Consider the following 22,769-nt stretch of genomic DNA (forward strand, 5'->3'; position numbering starts at 1 on the left):
CAGCACGAGACGGTGCGTTCACCCCACACGGCAACGACCTGGCAGCAGCCCCGGAAGGGGGCCTGCGCCGGGGACCGTCACCGCCGGGTGCGTGGTGCGCATCCGGTGCCGACGTTCACTGGTAAAAGGGATTTACGGGCCCCGGAAATGACATTCCCGGCCGGAAGTCCCTCGAATGCACGGGGATTACTGGTCACGCATCTGGTGGTGCAGGTAGGCAGCCAGCTGCTGTTCGGCAGCGGCGCGGTGGCGATAGAGCTGACGTACACTCACACCCCGCTCATCCGCCAAGAGCTGCATCGGCTCACCATCCAGCCGCGTACGAGCAATCAACTGAGCCTCCGCGATGCCTACGGCACCGACGCCGACCGCACGCACCAACACCGCGTACTCGTCCCTCGCCGCACCGCTGCCAACCTCCAGGGAGGCGGCCTGACAGGCGGTCCGCGCCGTCGACCGGGTGAGACGGCCGAGGTGAACAGCTTCGTGCCCCGTCTCCTGCTCGACGCGTCGCCGAGCGGCGTAGACCAGCCGGTTCACCGCCCGGTCGGCCGCCGCGAACAGCTCCCGGGCAACGTCCACGGCGTCCGCATCCACGGTGGACACGGCAGAGGTGACGGCGGCCAGGGCCTCCTGCTCGACCTCGGCCCGCTCCACGTGGGCGGGACAGGCCAGGCGGGCCAGCATCCGGCGCAGCACCGGAACCGTCATCCCCACGGCCACGACGTCCCACGGGTCGCCCAGGCGCTGGGCCCGGCGCACTACTTCACCCCAGGCCTGCTGACGCAGCGTCGGCGAAGTGGCGGCGTGGGCAAGGCGGGAGCGGATCTGGTCGACGGGAAGCACAGGCTGCTCCGGCTCCTCACACACCAGATGAGCCGGCAGTGTGAGCGGCTGGGCCACAGTGGCAAGGGCGAGGAAGGACTCCTCCAGCGCCTGGAGAGGCGAGCGGCCGACTGGACGGGTACAGGTGGTGCGGCGGACGGCGGGGCGAGAGGTGGCGTGGGGGTGCATGTGCAGCTCCTTGCGGGAGTGGCGATCACTGTCGCCGCAAGCCCTCTCACCCCTCCGCGCCACTCACGGGCCGCCCGCGCGCCAACTCCGGGCGACCGCCGCGCCACTGGTTCGGCATGTGCGATGGCTCGGCGCCGGCCCACCCCACGTGACCAGCACCACCCTGGTGGCCCATCGCCCGAGAATCGAACACAAAGAATTTTCGGGCCGTGCCTACGGAGACCACCGCCCCGCCCAGGACTGGCTCGGCGGTGGCTCGCCACTGGCTCATATGCCAGTGAGGCGACAGCGGCTGTGCCATACGCGCTTTGCCGTCTTCTCTGCGCTGGCGACCCGTGCCGGCCCTCTGTCACTGCGTCCAGCGCCATGCTTCTTCGGGGAAGTCGTCGACGATGGACGCGACGGTTTCGGCGAGGGACAGAAGGTCCTCGTAGGTCTTGCGCCCGTCCGTCCACCTGATCATGCGGCTCCCCTCGATGCGCCAACCGAGCCGGGCTTTGTGCATGAGCCGTTCCAGGGCGTACGTGTTGATGAGTGCCGCGAAGTCGACGTCCTCTGAGTGGCAGTGCACCAGGTGGGTGCCGATCTCTGTCAGGTCCCGGAACGGGCCGGGAGTGCGAGGCAGCGCGGGATGCTTTTCTCGCCCGGGCAGCATCAGCCGCCTGCTGGTGAAGGCGGTGGCCGGGAGTGCGCGGGGCAGGGGGAGCACGGCCACGGAGTACGGCCACGCGACATGGGCCCGGCCACTGCGCTTCAACGCCCGGAGGTGGAACATGCTCACCTTCCGGCCCTGGAGGCTGCCCTGCAGCAGATGGCGAAGAGACAGGCCGTCCGGGCCGAGGCTGAAGGGGTAGCCGTCATGATTGAACGTGTCGAGGTAGCCGCGGTCGTTCTTGCGGTAGGTCCAGGCCGGGGCGTCCCGGAAGCGTTTGATGCTCTTGCGCACCTCGAACATGGTCGGCAGCCTCACATCACCTTCGGCCAGTTCCATGCCTGTTCGGGAAAGCCGTCGATGATGGTGGTGAGGGTGTCGACCATGGTCAGGAGGTCCTCGTAGGTCTTGCGTCCGGACGTCCAGCCGATCATGCGGTTTCCCTCGATGCGCCAGCCCAGCCGAGCGTCGTGCATGAGCCGTTCCATGGCGTGCGTGTTGATGAGGGCAGCGAAATCGTGCTCCTTCGAGTAGTGCCGGACCAGGTGGGAGCCGAGGTTTGGCAAGTACGTGTAGCTGTTTGAAGAGTGTGGAAGGGCCCCACGCTTCCAATCATTGGTATCCCATGACAGCAGGCAGCTGGTGACCCCAGTGGTCGGGAGTGTGCGGGGCAGGGGGAGCACAGCTACGGAGTACGTCCGCGAGGCTGCCCCCTTTCCTGTCAGGCGCGGCCATGCGAGGAGATGGAACATGCTCACCTCTCGGCCGTTCACGTCGCCCTGCAGAAGGTCTCGAATGGCGAGGCCACCCGGTCCCAGGCTGAACGGGTAGCCGCCACGCTCGAACGTGGTGAGGTAGTCCGGCGCTGTCTTGCGATAGATCCAGGCCGGATCATTGCGAAAGCGTTGGATGCTCTTGCGCACCTCGAACACGGTGGGTCATTCCAGTTCAGAGTTGGCGGCGTTGCCGGCGCCGTAGATGATGCCGTCGACGGGGGTCTCTTGCCAGGCAGGGAATGAATCGCGCTGAGTGGCACGGTGCTTGCCTTCGCCGATGTTGATCTTCTCCCCCAGATGATTCGCACCACCGGCAACGAGTCCGGCGCCGCCGCTGAACGCCGCGTCCCACAGGACGTCCTTGTGCTGCCCCTCGGCGATGTCCACTGCGTCCGCTGCGGCCTGCCCGCCCGCACTGCCCAGCCCGCCCATGGCGATCTTGCCGGGCAACTGGTCTTCGTCCAGTGCCGCGGCAATTTTCTTCCCCGGCGCCCACGCTTGCCCGTCCTGGCCGGCGGTTTGAGCCCAGCGGCTTACCTTCGGCGCCAGTTCCCCACCGGCTGTTGAGATGCCCGTGCCCACGACTGCGGACACGGCGGCGTCCTGGAGGTCCTGGCCCCAGGTGACCTTCTGCCCGGTGATCTTCTGCCCGGCGACGTTGCCGATGAAGTTGGCGTCCGTACTCTTGCCGAACTGGAAGCCGAACTGGAGCAGCTTGCTGCTGTTCATCGCCGTCCTGATCTTCTCCATCACTTCGGCGACGCGGATCAGCAGTTGCCCCAGCCGGGTTACTTCGCCCGCCGCCTCGGCGACTTCCGCGGCGGCCGCGCCGGCCGCGACGGCGTCGGAGAAACCGCCGGTCAGTACCGTCAGGCCGATGCCGATCGCCACCGTCGCGGCGATCTCCTCGGCCACCCGGTGGACTTCGTCGTTGGCCTTCTTGATGGCATCCGCGGTGTGTTCCAGCTGCTGGGCGACGGTCTCGAATTGCGGCAGGGCCTTCTCCACCTGGCCCTTGGTGTGGTTCCAGTGCGCGTGGAAGGCGTCGGCGGCGGCACCGGTCCAGTTGTCGCCGAGCCGGACGACCTCATGATCTTGGGTCTCGATGGTGCTCTTCAGATCGTGGGCCATGCCCCGCCACGCCTCGGCGCACGCCCGCAGCACCGACGGGTCCCCGCCAGGGTTGAACAGGTCGAAGCTCTTCTCGATCTGCGGCTGCTGCTCCTGCTGCTGACCGGCCATGTCACTTCCCCCCGAACTGCTGCGCCTGCGCGGCATCGGACGCCTGGTACGTGGCGACGGTGTGCTGCAGACCCGCGGCGTAGTGCTGCAGCCCGGTGCGTAACTGCTGCAGGGAGGTCACGGTGTGGCGGGTCATCTCCACGTACTGGGACAGGGTCTCGGTGGACTCGGACATCACGCCGAAGGCGTCGTCCACGTTCTCCGCGCGTGAGGCGAAAGCGCTGATGCGGTTATCGAGGTGGTCGGCGGAGGCGGTGAAATCCTTGCCGAGAGCCGTGACCGGCTCGGGGTGGATCGAAAAATGCTCATGCGTCATAGCTGTCCCCCGTGGAGATGCCGTGTGTGATCGCTACACCCAGGAGCGTAGGCAGACCGGCATCGCAGATCGGATGCGCAAGGCACGGATATTCACGGGCCCCTAACGCGATCCGCAGACCCCGGGCAAGCCCAAGGTGCGGCCCGGGCCGACGCAACCAGAGCGAGCACAACCAGTCTTGCCAACAGCCGTGGCTTGATTCCCACTGCGGCGCCAAGCTCAGCTACGAACTTGGCGGAGCCAAGTGAGCAGCACCACCCTGGTGGCCCATCATCCGAGAATCGAACACAAAAAATTTTCGGACCGTTCCTACGGAGACCACTGCCCCGTCCAGGACTGGCTCGGCAGTGGCTCGCAGGTGGCTCGCCACTGGCTCGCCCGGCCGCCGACCTGCGGCGAAGTCGACGAGCCGATCAGAGCCCAGCAGAAGCCGGCACGCGGGACCGCTGCCGCTCGACGAGTTCGAACGCCTCCAACAGCGATGACAATTCGGCGCCGTCGTTTCCCTATTACTCATGTCAGCACAGACGGCTTGGAACCCATGCCCCGGGCGCCACCCGCCGATGTCCACCAACCACCGCCGCACCGAAAGCGCTTCCCGCCGCCACACCCCCCGCCCGCTGCCGACCACCCTCTGGCTCCCCGCCCCCGACCAGCCCGACCCGGTCCCGGCCCCCGGCACCGTGCTGCCCCGCTGGGCGATCGAAAAGATCCGCACCGAGTTCACAAACCGACCCGGCCAGGCCCCCGCACCGCTGCTGAAGCTCTCCGTCTCGGACGCCGAGCCGGGCATGGACGCCCGGACCCCCGTCATCACCTACACCGACGGCACCCCCAGCAGACTGTCGATGCTGCTCGCCGAACTCCGCCCCGACGCCCTCCCCGCCCCCACTGACAGTCTCCCCGGGGCCGTCGGCGAGATGCCCGGGGCCATGGACGAGGGCTGGGCCGGCTTTTTCCACCGCGCCCACCGGCTCCTGCCCGCCGACGGACTGCTGTTGCTGGCCACCCGCCAGCGTCGGGACGACGGCGCACGACTCACCGACCCGCTCGGCTCCCTCATCGCCTGCGCCCGCACCGCCGGCTTCCGCTACCTCCAGCACGTCATCGTGGCCCACGCCCACCCCGCAGCCGACCGCCTCATCCCCGCCCCGCCCACCGACGCCGACCCTGGCGTCATCCACAGCGACCTGATCGTCCTGACCACGATCCACGCCTGAGCAGCGAGGAGTTCCCCATGCTTCGTTCCGACTCGGTGTGGAACACCGCCCCCACCTCCGCCCCAGCCCAGCGCAAGGGCCGCTACGTGCCCGGCTCGGCCGCTCACCCCGCCAAGATGCACCCCGGCATCGCCGCCCACGCCATCGCCACCTACACCCACCCCGGCGACCTCGTCCTCGACCCCATGTGCGGCATCGGCACCACCCTCGTCGAAGCCCTCCACCTCGACCGCAACGCCCTCGGCATCGAGTACGAACCGAAGTGGGCCACCCTCGCCTCATGCAACGCCCGCTCTGCCGCTCAAGCAAGTGGCGCCGGTACCGGAATCGTCCGCTGCGGCGATGCCCGCCACCTCACCGACCTCACCCCCGCCTCCGCCCGCGGTGAGGTGGCGCTCGTGGTCACCTCACCTCCCTACGGACCCAGCGTCCACGGGCAGGTGCGCTCCTCACGGGAGACAGGCGAACCCGGAGTCGTCAAGAAGGACTTCCGCTACGGCCACGATCGTGCCAACCTCGCCCATGTCTCCACCGACCGGCTCCTGCACGCCTTCACCGAAATCCTCGCCCAGTGCCGCCAGATGCTCCGCCCCGGCGGCACAGCCGTCATCACCACCCGCCCCTGGCGCGAACGCGGCGAACTCATCGACCTCCCCTCCGCCGTCATCGCCGCCGGCCAAGCCGCAGGACTCCACCCCACCGAACGCTGCGTCGCCATGCTCGCCGGCATCCGCAACAGCCGCCTCATCACCCGCCCCTCGTTCTTCCAGATGAAGAACGTCCGCGACGCCCGCCGCCAGGGCATCCCCCTCTCGGTCGTGCAACACGAGGACGTGCTGATCTTCACGAAGCCCGTACCACTACAGCGCACCGGTCCGAGTGCGACGACGGACGAGCCGAGGTGCACGGCCACAGCCGCATGCAGATCGGCAACCCCGGCCGCCGTCCGCTCCCGCACCTGCGCCCGAAGGGGCCGCTGTGGCGGCCGCTGACCTTCCGGTCGGCAGCCTGTTCTCCGGAGTCGGCGGCCTGGACCTGCGCGTCCAGGCCGCGCTCGGTGGCCACATCGCCTGGCACGCCGAAACCGACCCACGCGCCGCCCAGGTGGGACACGAGTCGCATGCGAAGGCACGCCCCGGCCGCCGTCGCAAAGTGCACTGCTTGCGGGAGGAGAACGAGCCCCGAAGGCGACGGAACAAGCCGACCGAAAACGATGGCAGCAGAGAGCGTTCTTACTCCGAAGGTCACGAGCCGAGCCACGCGCCTGAGGAGACCGGGACGGAAGGTCCTGCTAGGCGATCTTGGGGGTCCGGGTGTCTCAAGGTGATGGAGACGGTAGACGACGGATGCGACGTCACGGTGAGGTACTTGATCGCTGATCGCCGAGCCACTCGGATACTCAGGAGAGAGCTGGAAGTGGCCCGCCGGTGCCTCCGGCGCGAGATCCGGCGCGTGAACCGATGCGCCGGCACGGACGAGTAGGCGGTTGTTGATCCTTCGGCGGCCCGCCTCTTCGCCTCCCTACGGGGCAGATGCCTCGGCGAGTCGCTGTGATGCCTCGATGGCGTCGGCGACGTCGAGCCCGATCCGCAGTTGCCGCTCGTCCAGCTGCTCGTCGCGTACGTGCTGTTCGGTAGGGAGGTTGAAGGTGACGGCCCCGTGTGCCACGTCGTCTGTCAGCTCGACGCGCAAGGCCTTGGCCATGCGCCGGACGTCGCCCAGCTGCACCATGAATCCGAACCGCTTGCCGGGGACCGGATCCCGGTAGACCACCACCTTCACCTGATGCTCTTTGAGGAAGAGCTGCTTTCCCTCATCGTCCCGTGAGTTCCAGATGTCGGCGAAGGTACGGCCCGTGGGGGCGAACTTGCCGCTGCACTCCTCGAACTCGGCCAGCTTGGAGCGCAGGCGGGACAGCTTCGCTGACTGGGAGTTGAGCAGGGACCAGTAGATCTCTTCCTTCTCCGGGGTGTCGTACCTGCCTGCGCCGAAGTCGTCCTTCAGCCGCTTCAGGCGAGCCTCGGTGGCGGCGATGTCGCTGGACGGGTCGTGCAGATCGGCATCCAGTTCCCGAACCTCGGGGAGATGGCCCATGTGCTCCAGGAACAGCTTCGAGAAGTGGCCTTCGAGACTGAGAGTGGTTGCTGCCGCCGGGCTCTGGCAGGTCGCCCGGACCTGCTGCCTGCTGCACTTGTAACGCGAGTAGTGCCACTCTTTCGCCGGGCGGCCGCCCTGGGCTGGCTTCCGGTTGGTGTAAACAGCCCTGGTCAGCGGCCCTCCGCAGCTGCCGCATACCGCCACTCCGACGAGCATGGCCTTGCTCCGGGTGACCTTGGGCGCGAAGGGGCGGTTGTCGCGCAGTTTCAGGACCACCCGGTTCCACGTCTCGTGGTCGAGGAGGGGCTTCTCGGCGATCATGCGAGGGTTGCCCTCGTCGTCCTCGACGATCTCGCCCTTGTAGGTGTAGTAGCCCGCGATCTTGGGGTTGAGCATGATGCCCCTGATCGAGGAGTTGGACCACTGGCTCTCCACACCGCGCTTGCTGTTGGGCTGGATCAGGGAGAGCCAGGTGGGTTCGCCGCGCTCGATGAGCTCCCGTGAGATGGAGCGTAGGCTTTTTCCTTCCAGGATCTTTTCGGCGATTTCCCGTGCGAGCTCCTCGTAGTGCTCGATGGGGCGCAGGCGCTTCCCCTTCCCTTTTTCCAGCGGCACGATCTCGTAGCCGAAGGGTGCCAGCCCCGCTACCCACGTACCGGCGGCGAGGCGCGTCCTCGCTGCGTCTGCGGCGCGAGCCCTGATCGTGTCGAGCTCGCCCTCGGCGAAGACGGCCAGGATCTGGGCGAACATCTTGCCCATCGGGGTGGACATGTCGATCCCCTCTTGGCTCGACACGACGATCTTCCCGCGCTCCTGGCACCACTGGACGATCTCGCTGAAGTGGGCGACCCGACGGCTCAGCCGGTCGACCTTCATGACGCAGAGGACGTCCCACCGGTCCGCGTAATCGTCGCGGAACCACTTGCCGAGGTCGGGCCGCTTGAAGGGGTGGAGGCCGCCGGAGACGTCGGTGTCCTCTGCCCATGCGACGATCCGCGCGTCGCGACCGGGAGCGTCGACCCAGTGCTGGATGTGGTCGCGCTGACGCGGGATCGCGGTTGAGTTGTCGGTTTCCACGGAGAGCCGCAGGGAGCCCAGAACGCGCAATGTCATGGTCGGGACGCTACCCAAATATGGTCGATATCCCAGCAAAAAGATCCATTCAGACCAGATCTGAATGGGAATTGGACGTCTCCGCCTTGAGATCGCCGGAGTCCCAAATCAAAATGCATGCCGGGCTCGAAGCCTCTGATCGAGCCGGGTTCCGTCTACCTCAACGGCTCTGTGTGCAGTGTCTCTTGACGTTCGGGTGTCGGCGGGATGCGGCGATACGATCACGTGTGGTCGACTCGCCGGGGGCATGACCACCAGACGCAGCCAGTCCGCCAACTGGCGCAAGAAGATCACCGACCATGCCCTTGCGCAGGTACGCGGGTGTCTGCGGGACCCAGAGGTGTACCGCGAGCTCAAGGAGATCGCCGACCGGACGATCTCGCCCGAATACCACAGGCGGTGTCTGGTCGAGCTGTTGCAGGACGCCCACGACGCCCACCTTGCACGGTCCGTCGACGGCCGGGGCGAGGTCGTCCTCGACGAGCAAAAAAGAGTCCAGCGTCCTATATATGGCTACTGAGCTTGTAAGTGTGGTGTCGTCAGTTTGAGTCCGCTTTTGGAAAGGCATCCGTCGTTGATGTCGCTGTGGTGTTGGAGTTGACGGAGCCCGTGACGTAGTGCGCGTATGAGGTGGTCGGCGTCCGTGAAAGCGGTGTTGGCCTGGCAGCTGCGTTGTAGCAGGGACCAGATGCCCCGACGGGGTTGAGGCCAGGGCGTAGGGTGGCAGGTGGTGAGCTACTCGCAGGCGTCGATGAAAGCACGCATCCGGGCGTCCTTGTGTACGTTCAGGTTGTCCCAGACGAGGGCGATGGGACCGCCGAGCTGGTGGTGGGCGGCGTTCAGCAAGTCGCGGTCCTCAGTCCAGGCGAAACTGCGCCGGCTGCCCCGTTTGTGGTCCGTGCGCCGTTCGGGACGGTAGATCAGGCGCGAGCGTTCGCCCGGTTCATAGCAGGTCAGGGCGGCGATGGAGAAGCGTCGCTGGGAACGGCCGTGAATGCGGATGACCGGGAATTCCTGGCCTCGTGGTCGAGCACCCCCGCCACGGGAAGACTTTCCTGGCCGGTACCCACCGATGTCCTCCGCCGCGACGCGGCAACGCCGGCCCACGCGGCCGGGGTCGACCTGAAGGAGAACCAGGAGATGCTCGGTCACTCCTCGATCACGATCTCACGCTCACGCACGGAGAGCTTCAAAGGGGAGGGATCTGATGTGAACCCACGACCTCTTCGTCCCGAATTAGGTCAGTTCATGTTGCCCACCTGTCGCGAGCAGGAACTGTGCAGGTCAGAGGGTTGGTGGCGGTTCGTCTTGGTTGGCGTCGCGAGGGCCCTGGGAGAAGAGCTTCTCCCGGATTTCTCCCGAGAGGTGCGGCGACAGCATGACGGTTGCTCCAGCGCGTCGCGTTACGAAGCCAAATTTGCAAGATGCGGTACGCCGTATGCGGCAGCGTGGCGCACCGTCCGCCTATGCCTCGCTCGCGCAGAGGAGATCGGCTGAATTGTCCTTTCAAGGGCATCGACGCCTCCCTGTTCTGTCAGAGGGAGTTGGCCGAACTCCGGCGTGCACCTGCACATTTGGAGCAAGAATGGCAGCCTGGTGGATCAACAAGGCGCAGGGGGAGGAGTTCTGCATGACGAGCCAGGTGGAAGTAGGCGGCCTGAGGAGTGCGAAGGCACTGTCGTATGTGTGTGCGCATCGGGACGAACTCGCCGCGCTGCTTGCCGAGGACGGCGCCGCCTTGCGCGCTGTCGAAGCCGTAGTCGGCAGGCCGCCCGCGGACGACGGGTCGCTCACTGCGCTTCTGGACGCCTTGCACACAGCGGTCCGACATGCAGGCGACCCATCGGGGGTGTATGGGGGAACGGGCCGCAGCGTGATGCCGACCGGTGTTGCTGATTTGGAAGTCGTGTACCGGTGCCCCTTGCAGCTGTGCATCGGTCGATCAGGTTATGAAGTGGACGATGGCGTGCCGCGCTGCCAGTTCGCCTCGGGCGAGACCGCGCTGATCCGGGAGAGGCTCCCGTAGTGGGCGTGCTGCTCAGTGAACTCAGTAAGAAGCTGGCCGAGCGGTGGCTGACTCTCCTCGTACTGCCAGGCGCGCTCTATTTGGCGGTTGCCGCAGCCGGATACACCCTCGGGCAGAGCGCCGCGCTGGACGTGGGGCGGCTTACTCACGCGATCTCGGACGCTGCCCGGGCTCCCGAGGTGACCACGGTAGGTGGCCAGGTCGTGCTGCTCGCTGCCGTCCTTGCCGGTGCGGCCGCCACTGGTCTGGCCGCCCAGTCCCTCGGCTCCGTTGTCGAGCGTGTGGCCCTGGCTGCCGGCTGGGGCGCATGGCCGTGGTTGTTCGGCGATTGGGCCGAGCGTCACGTGGCACGCCGACAGCGTCGCTGGAACGCGGCACGGGCTGAGTACGAAGCCCTACGGCTACTGGAACGCGCTCCGCGACCGGCCGACCGTCCCAGGCCCCGGGAGCGTCACCGTGCGGCCCACAAGTGCGAACGTATCTCCGTGGAGCGGCCTGAACGACCGACCTGGAGTGGTGACCGGATCCACGCCACGGCGGTCCGGTTGGACCGAGACGCACATGTCAATCTCCTCACCCTCTGGCCACACCTCTGGCTCGTGCTGCCGGAAGAGACACGCGGCGAGATCGGCAGGGTTCGCGCTGCGTTGACGCGAGCTGCCGTCCTCGGTGGATGGGCCCTGCTCTATCTGCCACTGGCCTGGTGGTGGTGGCCTGCGGTGCCGCTTACCGCCACGCTGGCGGTCATTTCGGTACGTCGCCTCCGAACTGCGTCGGACTCCTACGCCACGCTGCTGGAGGCATCAGTGCGCCTTCACCTGACGGACCTGGCCGACAAGCTACGCATCGAGGAACAGCCGGTAGGCCCTTCACTTGGTAGCGCTGTCATGCGACGGCTGAGCAGCCCGGTGCCTTCAACGGAACCGGCTTTGTGAGCTCCGTGGAATTAAGAGTCTCGCCTTGGCAGTCCTGGACGGTGCGGCAACCAGATCTACCGGAGAACGGGAAGGGGCAGGACGGTTTATGCAGGGGCGCGAGCAGGAATTCGCAAGGAAACTCGAACTGGAGAAGTGCATTGCCGTGGTGGAGTTACGGCTGAACCGGCTCGCCCGCGAACAAGACCCTGGGGTGGTCCTGGAGCCGGAAGCGCTGGTAGAAGCCCGTCAACTTGCCTCGATACTCCAAGATGACGAGTCCGACCTGGAAGGTTACTACCTCCTCGGTTGGTTGCATGTCTCCAGGTACAAGGCACTTCCCGAAGGGGCTGGGCAGCGGGACAGAGAGGAGGCCGTCGCCAAGTTCACTCCCTGCTTCCTTTTCGGCGCAGATGAGGAGGACCTGCCGAACGAACTGCTTCCAGATGTGGCCCAGCGAGCCCTGGCCTTTGTCTGGAGGCTCCAGCAAGGAATGAGTGCTCCGCCGATCCCGGCGCTGCGCGCAAGAATGACCGATCTTCTGCGGCGCATCGCGGCCGTTATACCCCGTGGCGAAAGCGGGCACGCGGAAACTCTGTCCAATCTTTCCGTCATCCTGAAATCCCACTTCGACGCGGGTGGCGAACCAGCGGATCTGGACGCGGCGATCGATGCTGCCCGGGGCGCAGTGGAGAGCATGGCAACAGGTCACCCGAACGAGCCAGTTATGCTGTCCAACCTGTCAGGTGTGCTGATGGAGCGCTTCACCCAGACAGGTACGGTCGCGGACCTGGACGATGCGATCGAGACCGGCCGACTGTCGGTCCAAGCTGCCGCGGGCTCTCCTGCCCACGGGGCTGCCGGACTCAACAACCTGGGCACCGCGCTGCAGACCAGGTTCACCGAGAGAGGCATCCTGTCGGACCTGGACGCGGCGATCGAGGCCTTCCAGGAAGCATCAGGCCTCTGTACCGAGAACCATGACAAGGCAGGCGTTCTGCATAATCTTGGGGTCGCGTGGCGGGCCCGTTATGACAGCACCGGCGTCCCGGCGGATCTGGAGAACGCGATCGAGCGCTGCCAGGCCGCAGTCGAGGCTGCCTCCGAGGAACATCCTGAGCGCTCCATGTTCCTGTATGGGCTCGGCGACATCGCGCTGACTCGATTCGGGTGCACCGGGGAGACAGTTTATCTGGACCGATCTGTCAACGCGTTCCGGGAGGCTCTGGAGATGCTCCCGCTGGGGCACCGGGATCGTGGGCTTCGGCTTGCCGGCCTCGGCCAAGCTCTCCTGGCACGATACCGCCTCGGCGGCGATAGATCCGACCTTGATACGGCGATTGAGATGAGCCGCGCTGCCTCCCGGGAAATCATGCCGACCCAGACCGAGTTCAACGCGGTTCTCAACAACCTGGCCATCTCGCTCTGGCAGCGTTTCGAATGCTCTGGCCATATGGCCGACCTGAACGAGGCGATTGGTGCCGGTCGCGCTTCCGCTCAGGCCACCGCAGAAGGTCACGTCGACCGGCCGACGCGCCTGTCCAACGTCGGACTGATGCTTTGGACACGCTTCAAACACACTGGGGGGTTGCCGGACCTGGCTGCCGCGATCGAGTTCGCGCACGGAGCTGTGAAGACAGCACCCCGTGAGCATTCCGCCTTGGCAGCGATGCTGTCCAATCTCGGCGTAGTGCTGTTGCAACGTTACGAACGGAACGGGGACCCTCAAGACCTCGACGAGGTGATTCGAAGGAACCGCGAAGTCCTCGGCATTGTGGATGCAAGCAGTCCCGACCGCCCTCGTTTCCTCGCGAATCTGTGCACTGCCTTGCACGCCCGCTTCCAGCTCAGTGGAGGCTTTGAGGACCTGGACGCCGCAGTCGCGGCGGGATATGAGGCGACCGCCACCATCCCGTCCCACCACCCTGAGCGCCCGAGGTACTTGTCCTTGCTGGGAGGTGTGCTGACCGTCAGGTCCGAGAAGTCCGGGTCTATAGAGGATCTGGATGACGCGGTGGTTGCGTGCCAGGCCGCGCTCGACATCTCGCCCGCGGAACATCCGGAGCACGCCGACTACCTGTTCCAGCTCGGGACGGCCCTGCATCGCCGGTATCAGCGGACTCACTCGCGACATGACTTTGAGCACGCCTTGGCCGCCCACATTGAAGGCGCACGAGCCGACGGGGCCAGGCCCTCGATTCGGATTCGGGCTGCTCAGGCAGCGGCCTCAATGACCGGACGGCCGGATCCTGACCTCGCAGCTGATCTCCTGGCCGGTGCCGTACACCTGCTGCCCGAAGTGGCAGACCGCCGGCTGAGCCGTGGTGACCAGCAGCACGCCATGGGCAAGTGGTCCGGGCTGGCCGGAGACGCTGCGGCACTGGCTCTTGCTTCTCACGAAGGCACTCCCGCCGATCGGGCAGTGCGGGCACTGCAGTTGATCGAGGTGGGCCGCGGCGTCCTCCATAGCCAGGCGCTGGACATGCGGAGCGACCTCGCAGAGCTTCGCGAGTGCCATCCGGACCTGGCCTATCGCTTCGAGGTGCTTCGGGACGAGCTCGACCGGCCGATGGAAATGGCTTCCCCTACGGAGCCCGAGGGACAAGTCAGCGCCGCCGTACGTGCGGTCAAAGCCGAGGAGCAACGACGCAGCCGCGCTGACCAACTTCAGGCCACGCTGTACAACATCCGAACGCAGGAGGGATTCGCCAGCTTTGCTCGTCCCCCCGCTGTCAGTGAGCTCCTGGCACAAGCCACCTCCGGTTCAGTGGTGAGCTTCAACGTCAGCCACTACCGCAGCGACGCATTGCTGTTGACATCCGATGGAATCGAGTCCCTGAACCTTCCCGACCTCACGTACGACCTCGTCATCGACCAGATACAGACGTTCCACAGGGCCCTGGAAACCGTTGCTGATCCGCGCACGTCGCCCCTCACTCGAAAAGAGGCGCAAGCGACGCTTCACGCTGTCTTGGAGTGGCTGTGGGACGCCGCGGCCGAACCGGTCTTGCGTAGCCTCGGTTTGACCGGTGAGCCCTCTCCCGGACAGTCGTGGCCCCGCGTCTGGTGGGCGCCTGGCGGGCTCCTCTCACTGCTACCCCTGCACGCTGCCGGCCATCACTCTGAGCCGCCCCGGGCGGGCTTGAGAGACAGAGAACCGCCGACAGTCATGGACCGTGTCGTCTCCTCATACACCACCACTATCCGCGCACTACACCACGCGCGCCGTCATCTCACCTCCACACCGACTGTGAGCCGGTCACTGATCGTGGCCATGCCCACAACTCCGGGCGTCCAAGGCCGCCTGGACCACGTCTCGGAAGAAGCCGCACTGCTGTGCGGCCTGCTGCCCGAGCCGATGCTCCTCATGGAGCAGGACGCAGAGGTTGACGGCATGACCGCCTCCGGGCCGGGTACACGCCCGACCAAGGCTCGAGTCCTGAAGACTCTCTCCGATTGCGGGATCGTTCATTTCGCGTGCCACGGTGCCCACGACCCCGACGACCCGTCCCAGAGCCTGTTGCTTCTGCACGACCACGAACGTGATCCGCTCACGGTGGCGAGCCTTGCAGAAATGAGGATGGACTCGGCCCAACTGGCCTACCTGTCAGCGTGCCGAACAGCGTTCATGGAATCCGTGGAGCTGATCGATGAAGCCATCCATCTCACATCGGCCTTTCAGCTCGCTGGTTTTCCGCACGTCATCGGCACCCTCTGGGAGATAAACGACGAGGTGGCCTCGCATATGGCAGCTGACTTCTATGCTGAGCTCGGTGGGGGAACCGACCAGCATGGTGGCCTCGACACGGATGCAGCGGCCCGTGCTCTGCACCACACGGTGCGCAAGGTCCGTGACCGATATCCAAAGTTGCCCTACCTCTGGGCGGCCCACCTGCACGCCGGGATCTGAAAGCGGGCGGTGCCGCGGCCGCTGAGCCGCGGCACCGAGACACACACTGCCGCCGATGCCGCTCGCACCTTGGCCACACCTGAACGCAAGTGCGTGGTGATCGGGTGTCCGTGACGCGGATCTTCCAAGATGGGCACGTGGAGACTCCCCGAGGCTTATGACTCACACTGCGGCGGACTAGGTCCGGCCAGGCCGAGGTCCGACAGGACTTGGTGAGCCAGTTCGAAGGGCTGGTTGCGTGGGCCATGGGGTATGGAGGCGGCGGATTCGAAGCTGCGCTGTGCGGCGAGGGCTCTGGGGCCTACCAGTCCGGTGAGCCGGTAATGCCGCCAAAGGGGAATGGGCCGACGGGCATCGACCACGATGAGGTCGGGCCGACGCCAGACGACCAGTGCCCAGGCTCCCTCGCCGGAGTCCGAGCCCGAGCTGGCCCAGGCTCCGACCAGGGGCGCGTCTTCGGCGGCGCCGACTGCTTCGAGTGCCACCAGCGCGGGGTTGCTGAAGCGGCCGGTTACGTGGAGCAGGACCTGTCCATGGCGGCGCACGTCACGGCCCTTCTCGGTGAGGGACCATAGGGCGTCGGCGAGGGGATCGTCCTGGACGACGTCCGACGCGACATCGAACACGGCGGCATGGTCGACGGCTGGGCCGAAGGCTGTGTCGAGCAGCGTCGTATATTCCGTGACGTACGCGGAATCCATTGCGGGAAGCAGGTGGCCGACTGCCTGGGAAGCTTCGTTGAAGGCGAGGGTCGTAGGGGTGATCTCGTAGCGTGGGGCGTGGCTTCGGAGCACGGCGAGGGCGACTGCGGCGAGGCTGCCGACCTGGGGCTCGATCCGCTGGGGGAGATCGTTTTGACTCAGTGCGCGGACGGCGTGGGAGAGCAGTGGCAGCCAGTCGGTGTTTACCGGAGGCCAGGCGCCTGCTGCGACGGTCCACAGGGTCAGGCGGACGACGAGCATGCGTTCCGGCGGGCCCAGGAGGGGAGCGAGGGCGACGAGGCGTTCCACCCAGCGCCGGTATCTGCGGCGGATTGCCTGGTCGGCCTGCCGGAGGTCGGGCAGTGTGGGGGTGCTCGCTTCGGCACCGGCTGCCTCAGGGGCGTGCTCTGCAGCCACGGCCTCGGCGTCGTCCTCGTCGAGGGCGGCTTCGATGTCGTCGGTGAACCGCTCGTCCCAGGAGACGGGCAGCAGGTCCTGAAAGGGCGTGCCGGTGTTGGTGCGCAGAGGGAGCCCCAGTGCGAAGCGCGTAAGCGGATGCCCGACGCGCCCGGCGCATTCGTCCAGATAGCGCTCCCAGCCGTCCTCGTCGCCGTCCAGCGGGGCCGTCGCGTCCGTACCACCAGAGCTGTTGCTCGTCGATACGCCCGCTGGGGTGGGGGGCAGTCCCGTACGGAGGGTTTCCAGGTCGCCTAGGAACCGTTCGGCCAGCCGGGTATCCGTGAACAGGTCGGGTGGCCGTGTCGTGGGAGCCTGGGACTGGGCCGGGGTCATACGGCGCAGCGCGCGGTCCGGGTCGATGACGAACACGATGTTGCCGAAGCTCGATACGCCGTCGCCGTCGACGACGACCAAGCGCACACGGCTGCCCGCATCCGCGGGAGCTGTCACCGTCAGCGTGGCCTGGCCTGGCGGGATGTCGGCGATGCGCTCCCATGCCTCCGGCGGTGCTGCCGCCTGAGACAACTCCAGGTGAGCGATGTCGGAGAGAGGCCGGGCCACGCTGATCTCCAGGCCGTCCGATACGCGTAGGGCACCGAGCAGCAGCGGCCCGTTGCTGACCATGGGGCGGGGGAGGGGTGTGGCCGAGCGCAGCCGGGCGGCGGGCTCGTCAGTGCCGTCCGGAAGGAGGGTGGTGGGGATGGGAGTGATGACGCCGAGTTCGCAGTTGCCGCCTTCGCCCTGGGAAAGCAGCAGGGCCGTGGCGGAAAGGTTCGGGCTGCCGGTCAGGGCCCAACGCTGCCCCTCGGTGGCCCACTCGACGAGTTTCCCGTGGCGGTACCGCTGGTCGTTGTCGCTGATGACGCGTCCGTCGTACTCCTTCACCAGAGCGGCGACCGACGGGCCGTCGAGATCGCTAAGTCCGGGCTGGTAGGCGAGGCTGAACCGGCTCGGACGGAAGCGTTCAAGCAGCTGCCGCAGCGCTATGGAGCGCTGATCGTAGAAGGGTGCGAACACGGCCAGTTCGTCGACGGGCCCGTGCGGCAGCTGATCGATGATGGGCGAGTGCAGGCTACTGACGACACGGACCTGCGGTGCCGCCGGAGTCCTGTCGCGGTGGAGCCGGTCCAGCAGCGCCCCGACCCGCCCCAGTGCCTGTGGCACACCGGCGGAGAACCTCACCTCGTCCGGCAGGTCGCGCAGCCATGCTGACAGGTCCGGGATCGCGGTGGGACTCTGCTCGCCGTCCACCCGCAGAACCGTCCACAGCTCGGCGTTGGCCTGCCAGCCGGCCAGCGTGGTGTTGCCGGAGCCGAGGGCGATGGTGGCGTGCTCCGATCCGGCGAGGACCATCAGCTTGGGGTGGAACGCGGCACCGTGTGCGTATGCCAGACCGGCGAGGTAGCTGCGGCCGGCCCGCCGGACGGACCGGGGATCGTTCCGGGCCATGGAGACATCTCCCGCCACCGTGACGCGTGCGCCGGTGGCCTGGGTGACACCGAGGGCGACCTCCTCGAAGAAGCCGAGATCGGCCGTGAAACTGAGGAAGAGCGCTTCTTCCAGGCTTTGTCCGCTTGTCCGCTCCTCTTCGAGGACGAGGGTCAGCGGAGAGGCGAACGCAGTTGGGAGCTCCATCACTCCCGGTGTCGCTGCGGTCTCAGTCAACGAGAGCCCTCCCGCTCCTGGTCACCGACCAGTGCTGGTCGGTGTAATGCAGCACGCCGCAGGTGGCCAGGACGGTCCCGAGCTGGTCCAGCCGCAGGCCGACGTCACCGCGCCCCTCCTGACTCGTCCGGTACAGCAGCCCGCCCCGTTCGTGCAGCCGGGTCGGTAACCACAGCGTGCCGTCGGCACGTCGGCGGGACTTGGCCAGCGCGATCCGCTGCGACCGCGCCACCAGGTCGTAGGTGAGCCGGCGAGCGACATCGCGCAGTTTCATGGGCCGGGCCTCGTCAAGCCGCCGCTGGACCCATTCCGGGCCGAGCTCGACACCGCGCTGGCCGAGGAACGCGTCCCGGACCCGACCGGTGAGTTCGTCGACCCGACGGGCACTGGTGGCGAGCACCCGCAGTTCGGCGAGGGGCAGGGGATCGCCCGCCCACCGCAGGTCGTGCTCGGCGGGTAACGGCGCTCCGGTCGTGCTCTGCGTCGCGGGAAGGCAGGACAGGAACGCGTCCACCGTCATGTCGGGCAGCTCCGCAGCGAAGCGGTCGGCCACGTCCTCGATCGGTAGCAGCCCATCGACCTGCTCCACGAGCCAGGACCACAGGCGGCGCCACGCTCCGACGGAGTAGTTCCGCAGCACCACTCCGCGCCAGGCACCAGCCGCGTCGATGCCCCTGGTCACGACATCGGTGGTCAGGAAGTCGCCGAAAGCGAGCACATGACCGACGTCGCGGGTGAAATGTCGGACGGGATGTGTGGCGACCACACGAGCCAGAAGCTGAATCGTCTGTCGTCGTGTTGCCGAGCGGGAGCCTGCTTCGGCCGGCGCACTGGGCTCGCACATCACGTTCGCCAGCCACGCCCCGTCAGGATGCTCGCCGCCCATGCACACGCACAGCCAATCGCCGAAAGGGGCGAGATCATCCACCTTCAGTGTGTCCTCGGCGGCCAGCTCGAGCAGCCCGCCCAGGCCAGCTCGTAGTGCCGCCGTCTCGAGCCGCGGTCCAGGAACCGGCATGGGGCCCGCGTCGAGGACGCCGAGCGCGACCTCGGATCCGGCGTATGGTCCCCAGAACCCCCACGAATTGCGTACGTACCCGCCCTTGCCCGGGACCTCGGCCTCGGACATGGCGACCGTCCCGGCGTGCAGCCGCCGGGCCAGGGCATCGACCCCATGAGCACGCGGCAGCCACTCCAAAGCCTGCGGATGATGCGCGAACGACACGGCGGCCAACGCCACTTCCGCGCGACGCAGCAGAGTCTGGGCGGCCGGGACCGTCAGGCCTTCCGCGTCGGCTTGAGCCGCGACCAGCCCGTGCAGAGCGTAGTAACGCGCGTGCGGAGTCACCGCGGTCACCCCGGGCACCAGGTGATCGACCATGCGCATCACATGCCGCTCCACCGAGAGCGGATATCGGCCCGCGGCGACATCCAACCCAGGACGGCTCCAGCCCGGTCCGTCCACGAGCTCCCGCGCCTGCCCCTTCCCACCGACGGCGACCATGCGCTCAACCATCGGACCGAGAGGAGCTGAACGCCGCCGGCCGGTGGGTGTGCCGTGCAGCGAGCCCTCTGCGGCAAGACGGTCCTCCCGCCCATGTGGGCGAGACGGCTGCTGAGGAACGGAGCTGCCTCACTTCGGCTGCACTGCGGCTGCGCTCGACCATTTCCCGCTGCCACCCCCTCAATGCTGTCCAGTCGGGAAACTGATCCGTCATTCTGGCGTATCTCCACGGGGCCCGCGGGCAGTTCGCATACGAATCATGCAACCGGAGGAAACAGTTCGACGGCGCCGTGACGCTGCAGCCGCGGACGGCCGTTCTACGTGAAGAGCCCTGATCGTCATCGGCTCTCGGCCTCCGCGCTGTCGCCGTCCGCGGTCAACTGGCGCCATGCCTTGGCGATAGCTCGCCTGTCATCGTTGGTCGCTGCCGAGTGTCCTCGGGCGCCCTCGCACGGCCCAGGGACGGCCCAGCGCCAGCCTGGACTCTTGATGATCTCAAGCGGAGACGCACGAACCGTCGGCAGCCGGGCTAGCCTGCTGCTCCACTGTCTTGGGGGATGTATGGGACTGCGCATCAACAAGTCGTTCAAGATCGCACCTGGCGTCTGCATCTGGCTCGGCACCAAGTCGAGCAGCCTGAGCGTCGGGGGCAAGGCCGTCCGAGTCACCCTCAACAGTCGCGGCCGCCGTACGACGACGGTGCACCTCGCCCCTGGCGTGTCCTACTCCACTTCAAAGGGGCAAGGCCGAACCCGAGTCGCGCTGTCGTGGCGTTGTCGTGCATCGGAGCGAGCTCGACGACGTCCGTATCCCACTGGTGCACCTCATCAACGCAGAGCTGGACGGGAAGGAGCTCACGTTGAAGACGTCAGACACAACGACCTAGCCTCTAAGGCTCACCGCCTTCTCCGCTGTGCGGGATCTCCGGTCCGTAGAGTCCTTGGCTCGCGCCGCGGCTGCCCCACAGCTGAGGGACAACAACGACGTCGCGTGACTCGTACCCACACCCGCTGCAGGAGTTCGATCCTTACCTGGGGGCGTTCCCTCGCCACGTCGAGTCATGCGCTGTAGTCGGCTGAATGCACTTCTATTCAAATCTTCAGCATAGGCGAATTAGGAATTAACTGCTCCTGTTTTTGGCCCCCGAGTGGCGCAGCCAGAGGTGGAGTGGCATCATGGAATCGGTGGTTCCTATTCGGCGCGCTTTCACCTATTCCGGCGACTCCCCCATACTAAGGACATCTGTCGATAGTCGTTCCAAATTGGTGACCCGAGCTGGCCTGGAGCGAGAATGGACACCCCTCACCACGTCATCGTGATTGGGGCGGGACCCAAAGGAATATCATTGGCAGCCAAGGTGCATGCGCTGAAGAAAGCAAAGATACCGGCCCCAAAGCTTACTGTTGTCGATTACCAGGGCCCGGCTGCGCACTGGGCTGGTGTACTCAAGAAGTACACCGACGGCAGCCAAGCGCTTTCCGGTTCGCCACTGAAAGATGTCGGCTTTCCTTACGGCTCACAAGTCTGGGATGGCCTTGGTCTTCCTCCTGTCGAAGGAGCAACTAGCCGCGATTCTGCGGTTGATTACGCCATGCTTGATTTCAGTTGGCAGGCCTACCTTATAGCTAGTCGCCGAGGCCCGCACAATCGGTTTGCTGACTGGGTTGACCGTGGAGCGATCCCCCCAACACTGAAGGAATGGGCTAACTATCTTGAGTGGGTAATTACCAAGTCCAAGTGCGGAGTAGACCGACGGGAAGTGAAGCGGATTTCTGTTTCCGACGGCGAATGGGATCTGACCATGGATAAGGGAGATAATATCCGTGGCACGGGCCTCGTTATTACTGGACCAGGACCTATTAGACACCTGCCTGGATATGATCCGAAAAGTCATCCGCCGGCGGCTACGGATGCGGAGAATTTTTGGAGTCATCTAGAGGGGGTAACAAACGTTCCCCCGAATAAGGTCTTCGCAATCATCGGGTCGGGAGGTGCTGCTGCATCAGTAGCTCTGGCTCTATTGCAAAACGTGCGATCCGACTTTCGTCTGGAGATTTTAACTCCGGATGGTGTCATCTATTCCCGTGGAGAGAGCTACGACGAAAATCGCCACTACTCCGACCCTGATGCTTGGCGTTCATTCGATGACAAGAGCAAGAAGAAGTTCAATGAGCACACCAGTGCCGGAGTATTCGCGCTTGACGCTAAACGCGCCCTGAGTAGTGCTTACAACCTAGAGACCAGAAGTGCTGATGTTGAAGGAATCAAGGTATGGAAAAAGACGGGTGGAGTAAGTGTCTACCTAAAATCCGGCGTCACACGCCACTACGAGAGGGTGATTATTGCGTGGGGTTTCGATGGGCTCTGGTGGACTCCCCTGCTCGATAGTTCGCTACTCGGGCGGCTACCGATGACAGACAGAGGGGAGGTCGATTTGCGGGAGATTAAGTCAGGAATAGGCGAGAATCTTGAGCTTAGAAATTTCGATCCCCCTCTTCACCTCCCCATGCTGGCGGAAATGGAGGGTCCCGGCTTCCCAAGTCTCATGTCTCTAGGGCTGCTGTCTGATCGCATACTCATGCCGTACGCCAGGTAATTGGAAAGGTTGACGCGAAGCTGCCGGGATGGTAAAGTTATTTCTTTAATTTTCACGTCCGGCTTGGCGGGAGGTGTTATGTATCCGATGCATCCAACAATTGCATGGCAGCCCCCAGGTCTAACGACGCGCACTCTTCTGTGGCCTATTCCTAAGATCGTGAGCGTTTCTGAAGTGGCTGCGTGCGCCGGCTTGAGCTTTAGCGGGTTTGTGGAGCAGTGCGTCATGAAGGCTGATCCTTCAGAGATCGAGAAATTGCTAATCGATCCTCCGGTAGTGTCAGGCGACGAAGAAGCGGAGACGGTGCTCTACTGGTCGGAGGATGCAGACCTGAAAGTGCGAGACATCGTGCAGCACTACGCCGCAAAGAAGTGCCTGCCCGAAGTTGTCATTGCCGCCTGTGTGACTGTCAAGGGTGAAGAAGTATGTGCCAGCGGGCACTCGTAGGTGTGGCCCAGCACTGCGTCTTTTTAAGGGCTGTCCCGCAAGGTTTCGGCGGCCAGCTTCGCGGACCGAAAAGGTGCAGTGGCGTGCGCGCACTGTGTGTACGGTGCCGGAGTGATC

18 protein-coding genes are annotated in these 22,769 nt (G+C 65.7%); 9 read left to right on the plus strand and 9 right to left on the minus strand.

The features are described from left to right. Positions 1 to 186 precede the first annotated feature (186 nt). From CG747_RS24335 to CG747_RS24355, 5 genes are all read right to left on the minus strand, one after another. Positions 187 to 1,014 (minus strand): hypothetical protein, encoded by an 828-nt coding sequence (locus tag CG747_RS24335; protein WP_257980688.1) that lies wholly within the window; start codon positions 1,012 to 1,014, stop codon positions 187 to 189. Positions 1,015 to 1,363: 349 nt separating this feature from the next. Further along, on the minus strand, positions 1,364 to 1,984 hold the full coding sequence (locus tag CG747_RS24340) for a hypothetical protein (protein ID WP_257980689.1): 621 nt from the start codon (positions 1,982 to 1,984) through the stop codon (positions 1,364 to 1,366). Further along, positions 1,981 to 2,589: a hypothetical protein gene (locus tag CG747_RS24345; protein ID WP_257980690.1), complete on the minus strand. Its 609-nt coding sequence runs from the start codon at positions 2,587 to 2,589 to the stop codon at positions 1,981 to 1,983. Before CG747_RS24345 ends, CG747_RS24340 begins: the two co-directional genes overlap by 4 nt. Positions 2,590 to 2,604: 15 nt before the next feature. After that, positions 2,605 to 3,720 carry a WXG100 family type VII secretion target gene (locus tag CG747_RS24350; protein WP_308303798.1) on the minus strand — a complete coding sequence of 372 codons (1,116 nt, stop codon included), beginning with the start codon at positions 3,718 to 3,720 and terminating at the stop codon, positions 2,605 to 2,607. Continuing rightward, positions 3,686 to 4,000, minus strand: a complete 315-nt coding sequence (locus CG747_RS24355; protein ID WP_100603945.1) for a type VII secretion target — start codon at positions 3,998 to 4,000, stop codon at positions 3,686 to 3,688. The genes CG747_RS24350 and CG747_RS24355 overlap by 35 nt, the downstream gene beginning before the upstream one ends. 563 nt (positions 4,001 to 4,563) lie before the next feature. Between CG747_RS24355 and CG747_RS24360 the strand changes: the two genes are divergently transcribed. Both CG747_RS24360 and CG747_RS24365 read left to right on the plus strand, forming a co-directional pair. Beyond that, positions 4,564 to 5,220, plus strand: a complete 657-nt coding sequence (locus CG747_RS24360) for a hypothetical protein (RefSeq protein ID WP_100603946.1) — start codon at positions 4,564 to 4,566, stop codon at positions 5,218 to 5,220. Positions 5,221 to 5,237: 17 nt separating this feature from the next. Then, positions 5,238 to 6,212 carry a TRM11 family methyltransferase gene (locus CG747_RS24365; protein ID WP_100603947.1) on the plus strand — a complete coding sequence of 325 codons (975 nt, stop codon included), beginning with the start codon at positions 5,238 to 5,240 and terminating at the stop codon, positions 6,210 to 6,212. 529 nt (positions 6,213 to 6,741) lie between these two features. Here CG747_RS24365 and CG747_RS24370 read toward each other — a convergent pair. Further along, positions 6,742 to 8,430, minus strand: coding sequence for a recombinase family protein (locus CG747_RS24370; RefSeq protein ID WP_100603948.1), 1,689 nt, complete (start codon positions 8,428 to 8,430; stop codon positions 6,742 to 6,744). Between the two features lie 247 nt (positions 8,431 to 8,677). On the opposite strand from CG747_RS24370, the gene CG747_RS24375 reads away from it, so the two are divergent. Further along, on the plus strand, positions 8,678 to 8,950 hold the full coding sequence (locus CG747_RS24375; RefSeq protein ID WP_100603949.1) for a hypothetical protein: 273 nt from the start codon (positions 8,678 to 8,680) through the stop codon (positions 8,948 to 8,950). A gap of 215 nt (positions 8,951 to 9,165) precedes the next feature. Here CG747_RS24375 and CG747_RS51050 read toward each other — a convergent pair whose 3' ends face one another. Further along, positions 9,166 to 9,582, minus strand: coding sequence for a hypothetical protein (locus CG747_RS51050; RefSeq protein WP_374701811.1), 417 nt, complete (start codon positions 9,580 to 9,582; stop codon positions 9,166 to 9,168). A gap of 433 nt (positions 9,583 to 10,015) precedes the next feature. Here CG747_RS51050 and CG747_RS24390 point away from each other — a divergent pair, with 433 nt between their 5' ends. The 3 genes from CG747_RS24390 (at position 10,016) to CG747_RS24395 (ending at position 15,280) form a co-directional block, all read left to right on the plus strand. Further along, positions 10,016 to 10,456: a hypothetical protein gene (locus tag CG747_RS24390; RefSeq protein WP_100603950.1), complete on the plus strand. Its 441-nt coding sequence runs from the start codon at positions 10,016 to 10,018 to the stop codon at positions 10,454 to 10,456. Then, the gene (locus CG747_RS47405) at positions 10,456 to 11,391 is read left to right on the plus strand and encodes a hypothetical protein (RefSeq protein ID WP_146022144.1); all 936 of its coding nucleotides are present in this window, start codon (positions 10,456 to 10,458) and stop codon (positions 11,389 to 11,391) included. The genes CG747_RS24390 and CG747_RS47405 overlap by 1 nt, the downstream gene beginning before the upstream one ends. A gap of 88 nt (positions 11,392 to 11,479) precedes the next feature. Then, the gene (locus CG747_RS24395; protein ID WP_100603951.1) at positions 11,480 to 15,280 is read left to right on the plus strand and encodes a CHAT domain-containing protein; all 3,801 of its coding nucleotides are present in this window, start codon (positions 11,480 to 11,482) and stop codon (positions 15,278 to 15,280) included. Between the two features lie 155 nt (positions 15,281 to 15,435). Here CG747_RS24395 and CG747_RS24400 read toward each other — a convergent pair whose 3' ends face one another. Both CG747_RS24400 and CG747_RS24405 read right to left on the minus strand, forming a co-directional pair. Next, the gene (locus tag CG747_RS24400) at positions 15,436 to 18,105 is read right to left on the minus strand and encodes a hypothetical protein (protein ID WP_146022145.1); all 2,670 of its coding nucleotides are present in this window, start codon (positions 18,103 to 18,105) and stop codon (positions 15,436 to 15,438) included. Beyond that, positions 18,098 to 19,621: a hypothetical protein gene (locus CG747_RS24405; protein ID WP_146022146.1), complete on the minus strand. Its 1,524-nt coding sequence runs from the start codon at positions 19,619 to 19,621 to the stop codon at positions 18,098 to 18,100. The genes CG747_RS24400 and CG747_RS24405 overlap by 8 nt, the downstream gene beginning before the upstream one ends. Before the next feature lie 549 nt (positions 19,622 to 20,170). Between CG747_RS24405 and CG747_RS24410 the strand changes: the two genes are divergently transcribed. From CG747_RS24410 to CG747_RS47410, 3 genes are all read left to right on the plus strand, one after another. Further along, the gene (locus tag CG747_RS24410; RefSeq protein WP_180985686.1) at positions 20,171 to 20,680 is read left to right on the plus strand and encodes a DUF4236 domain-containing protein; all 510 of its coding nucleotides are present in this window, start codon (positions 20,171 to 20,173) and stop codon (positions 20,678 to 20,680) included. 274 nt (positions 20,681 to 20,954) lie between these two features. Beyond that, the gene (locus CG747_RS46935; protein ID WP_180985687.1) at positions 20,955 to 22,205 is read left to right on the plus strand and encodes a SidA/IucD/PvdA family monooxygenase; all 1,251 of its coding nucleotides are present in this window, start codon (positions 20,955 to 20,957) and stop codon (positions 22,203 to 22,205) included. Between the two features lie 159 nt (positions 22,206 to 22,364). Further along, positions 22,365 to 22,652 (plus strand): hypothetical protein, encoded by a 288-nt coding sequence (locus CG747_RS47410; protein WP_146022148.1) that lies wholly within the window; start codon positions 22,365 to 22,367, stop codon positions 22,650 to 22,652. The last annotated feature ends 117 nt before the right edge of the window (positions 22,653 to 22,769 follow it).

The organism is Streptomyces sp. CB02959 (assembly GCF_002803155.1).
Taxonomy (GTDB): Bacteria; Actinomycetota; Actinomycetes; order Streptomycetales; family Streptomycetaceae; genus Streptomyces.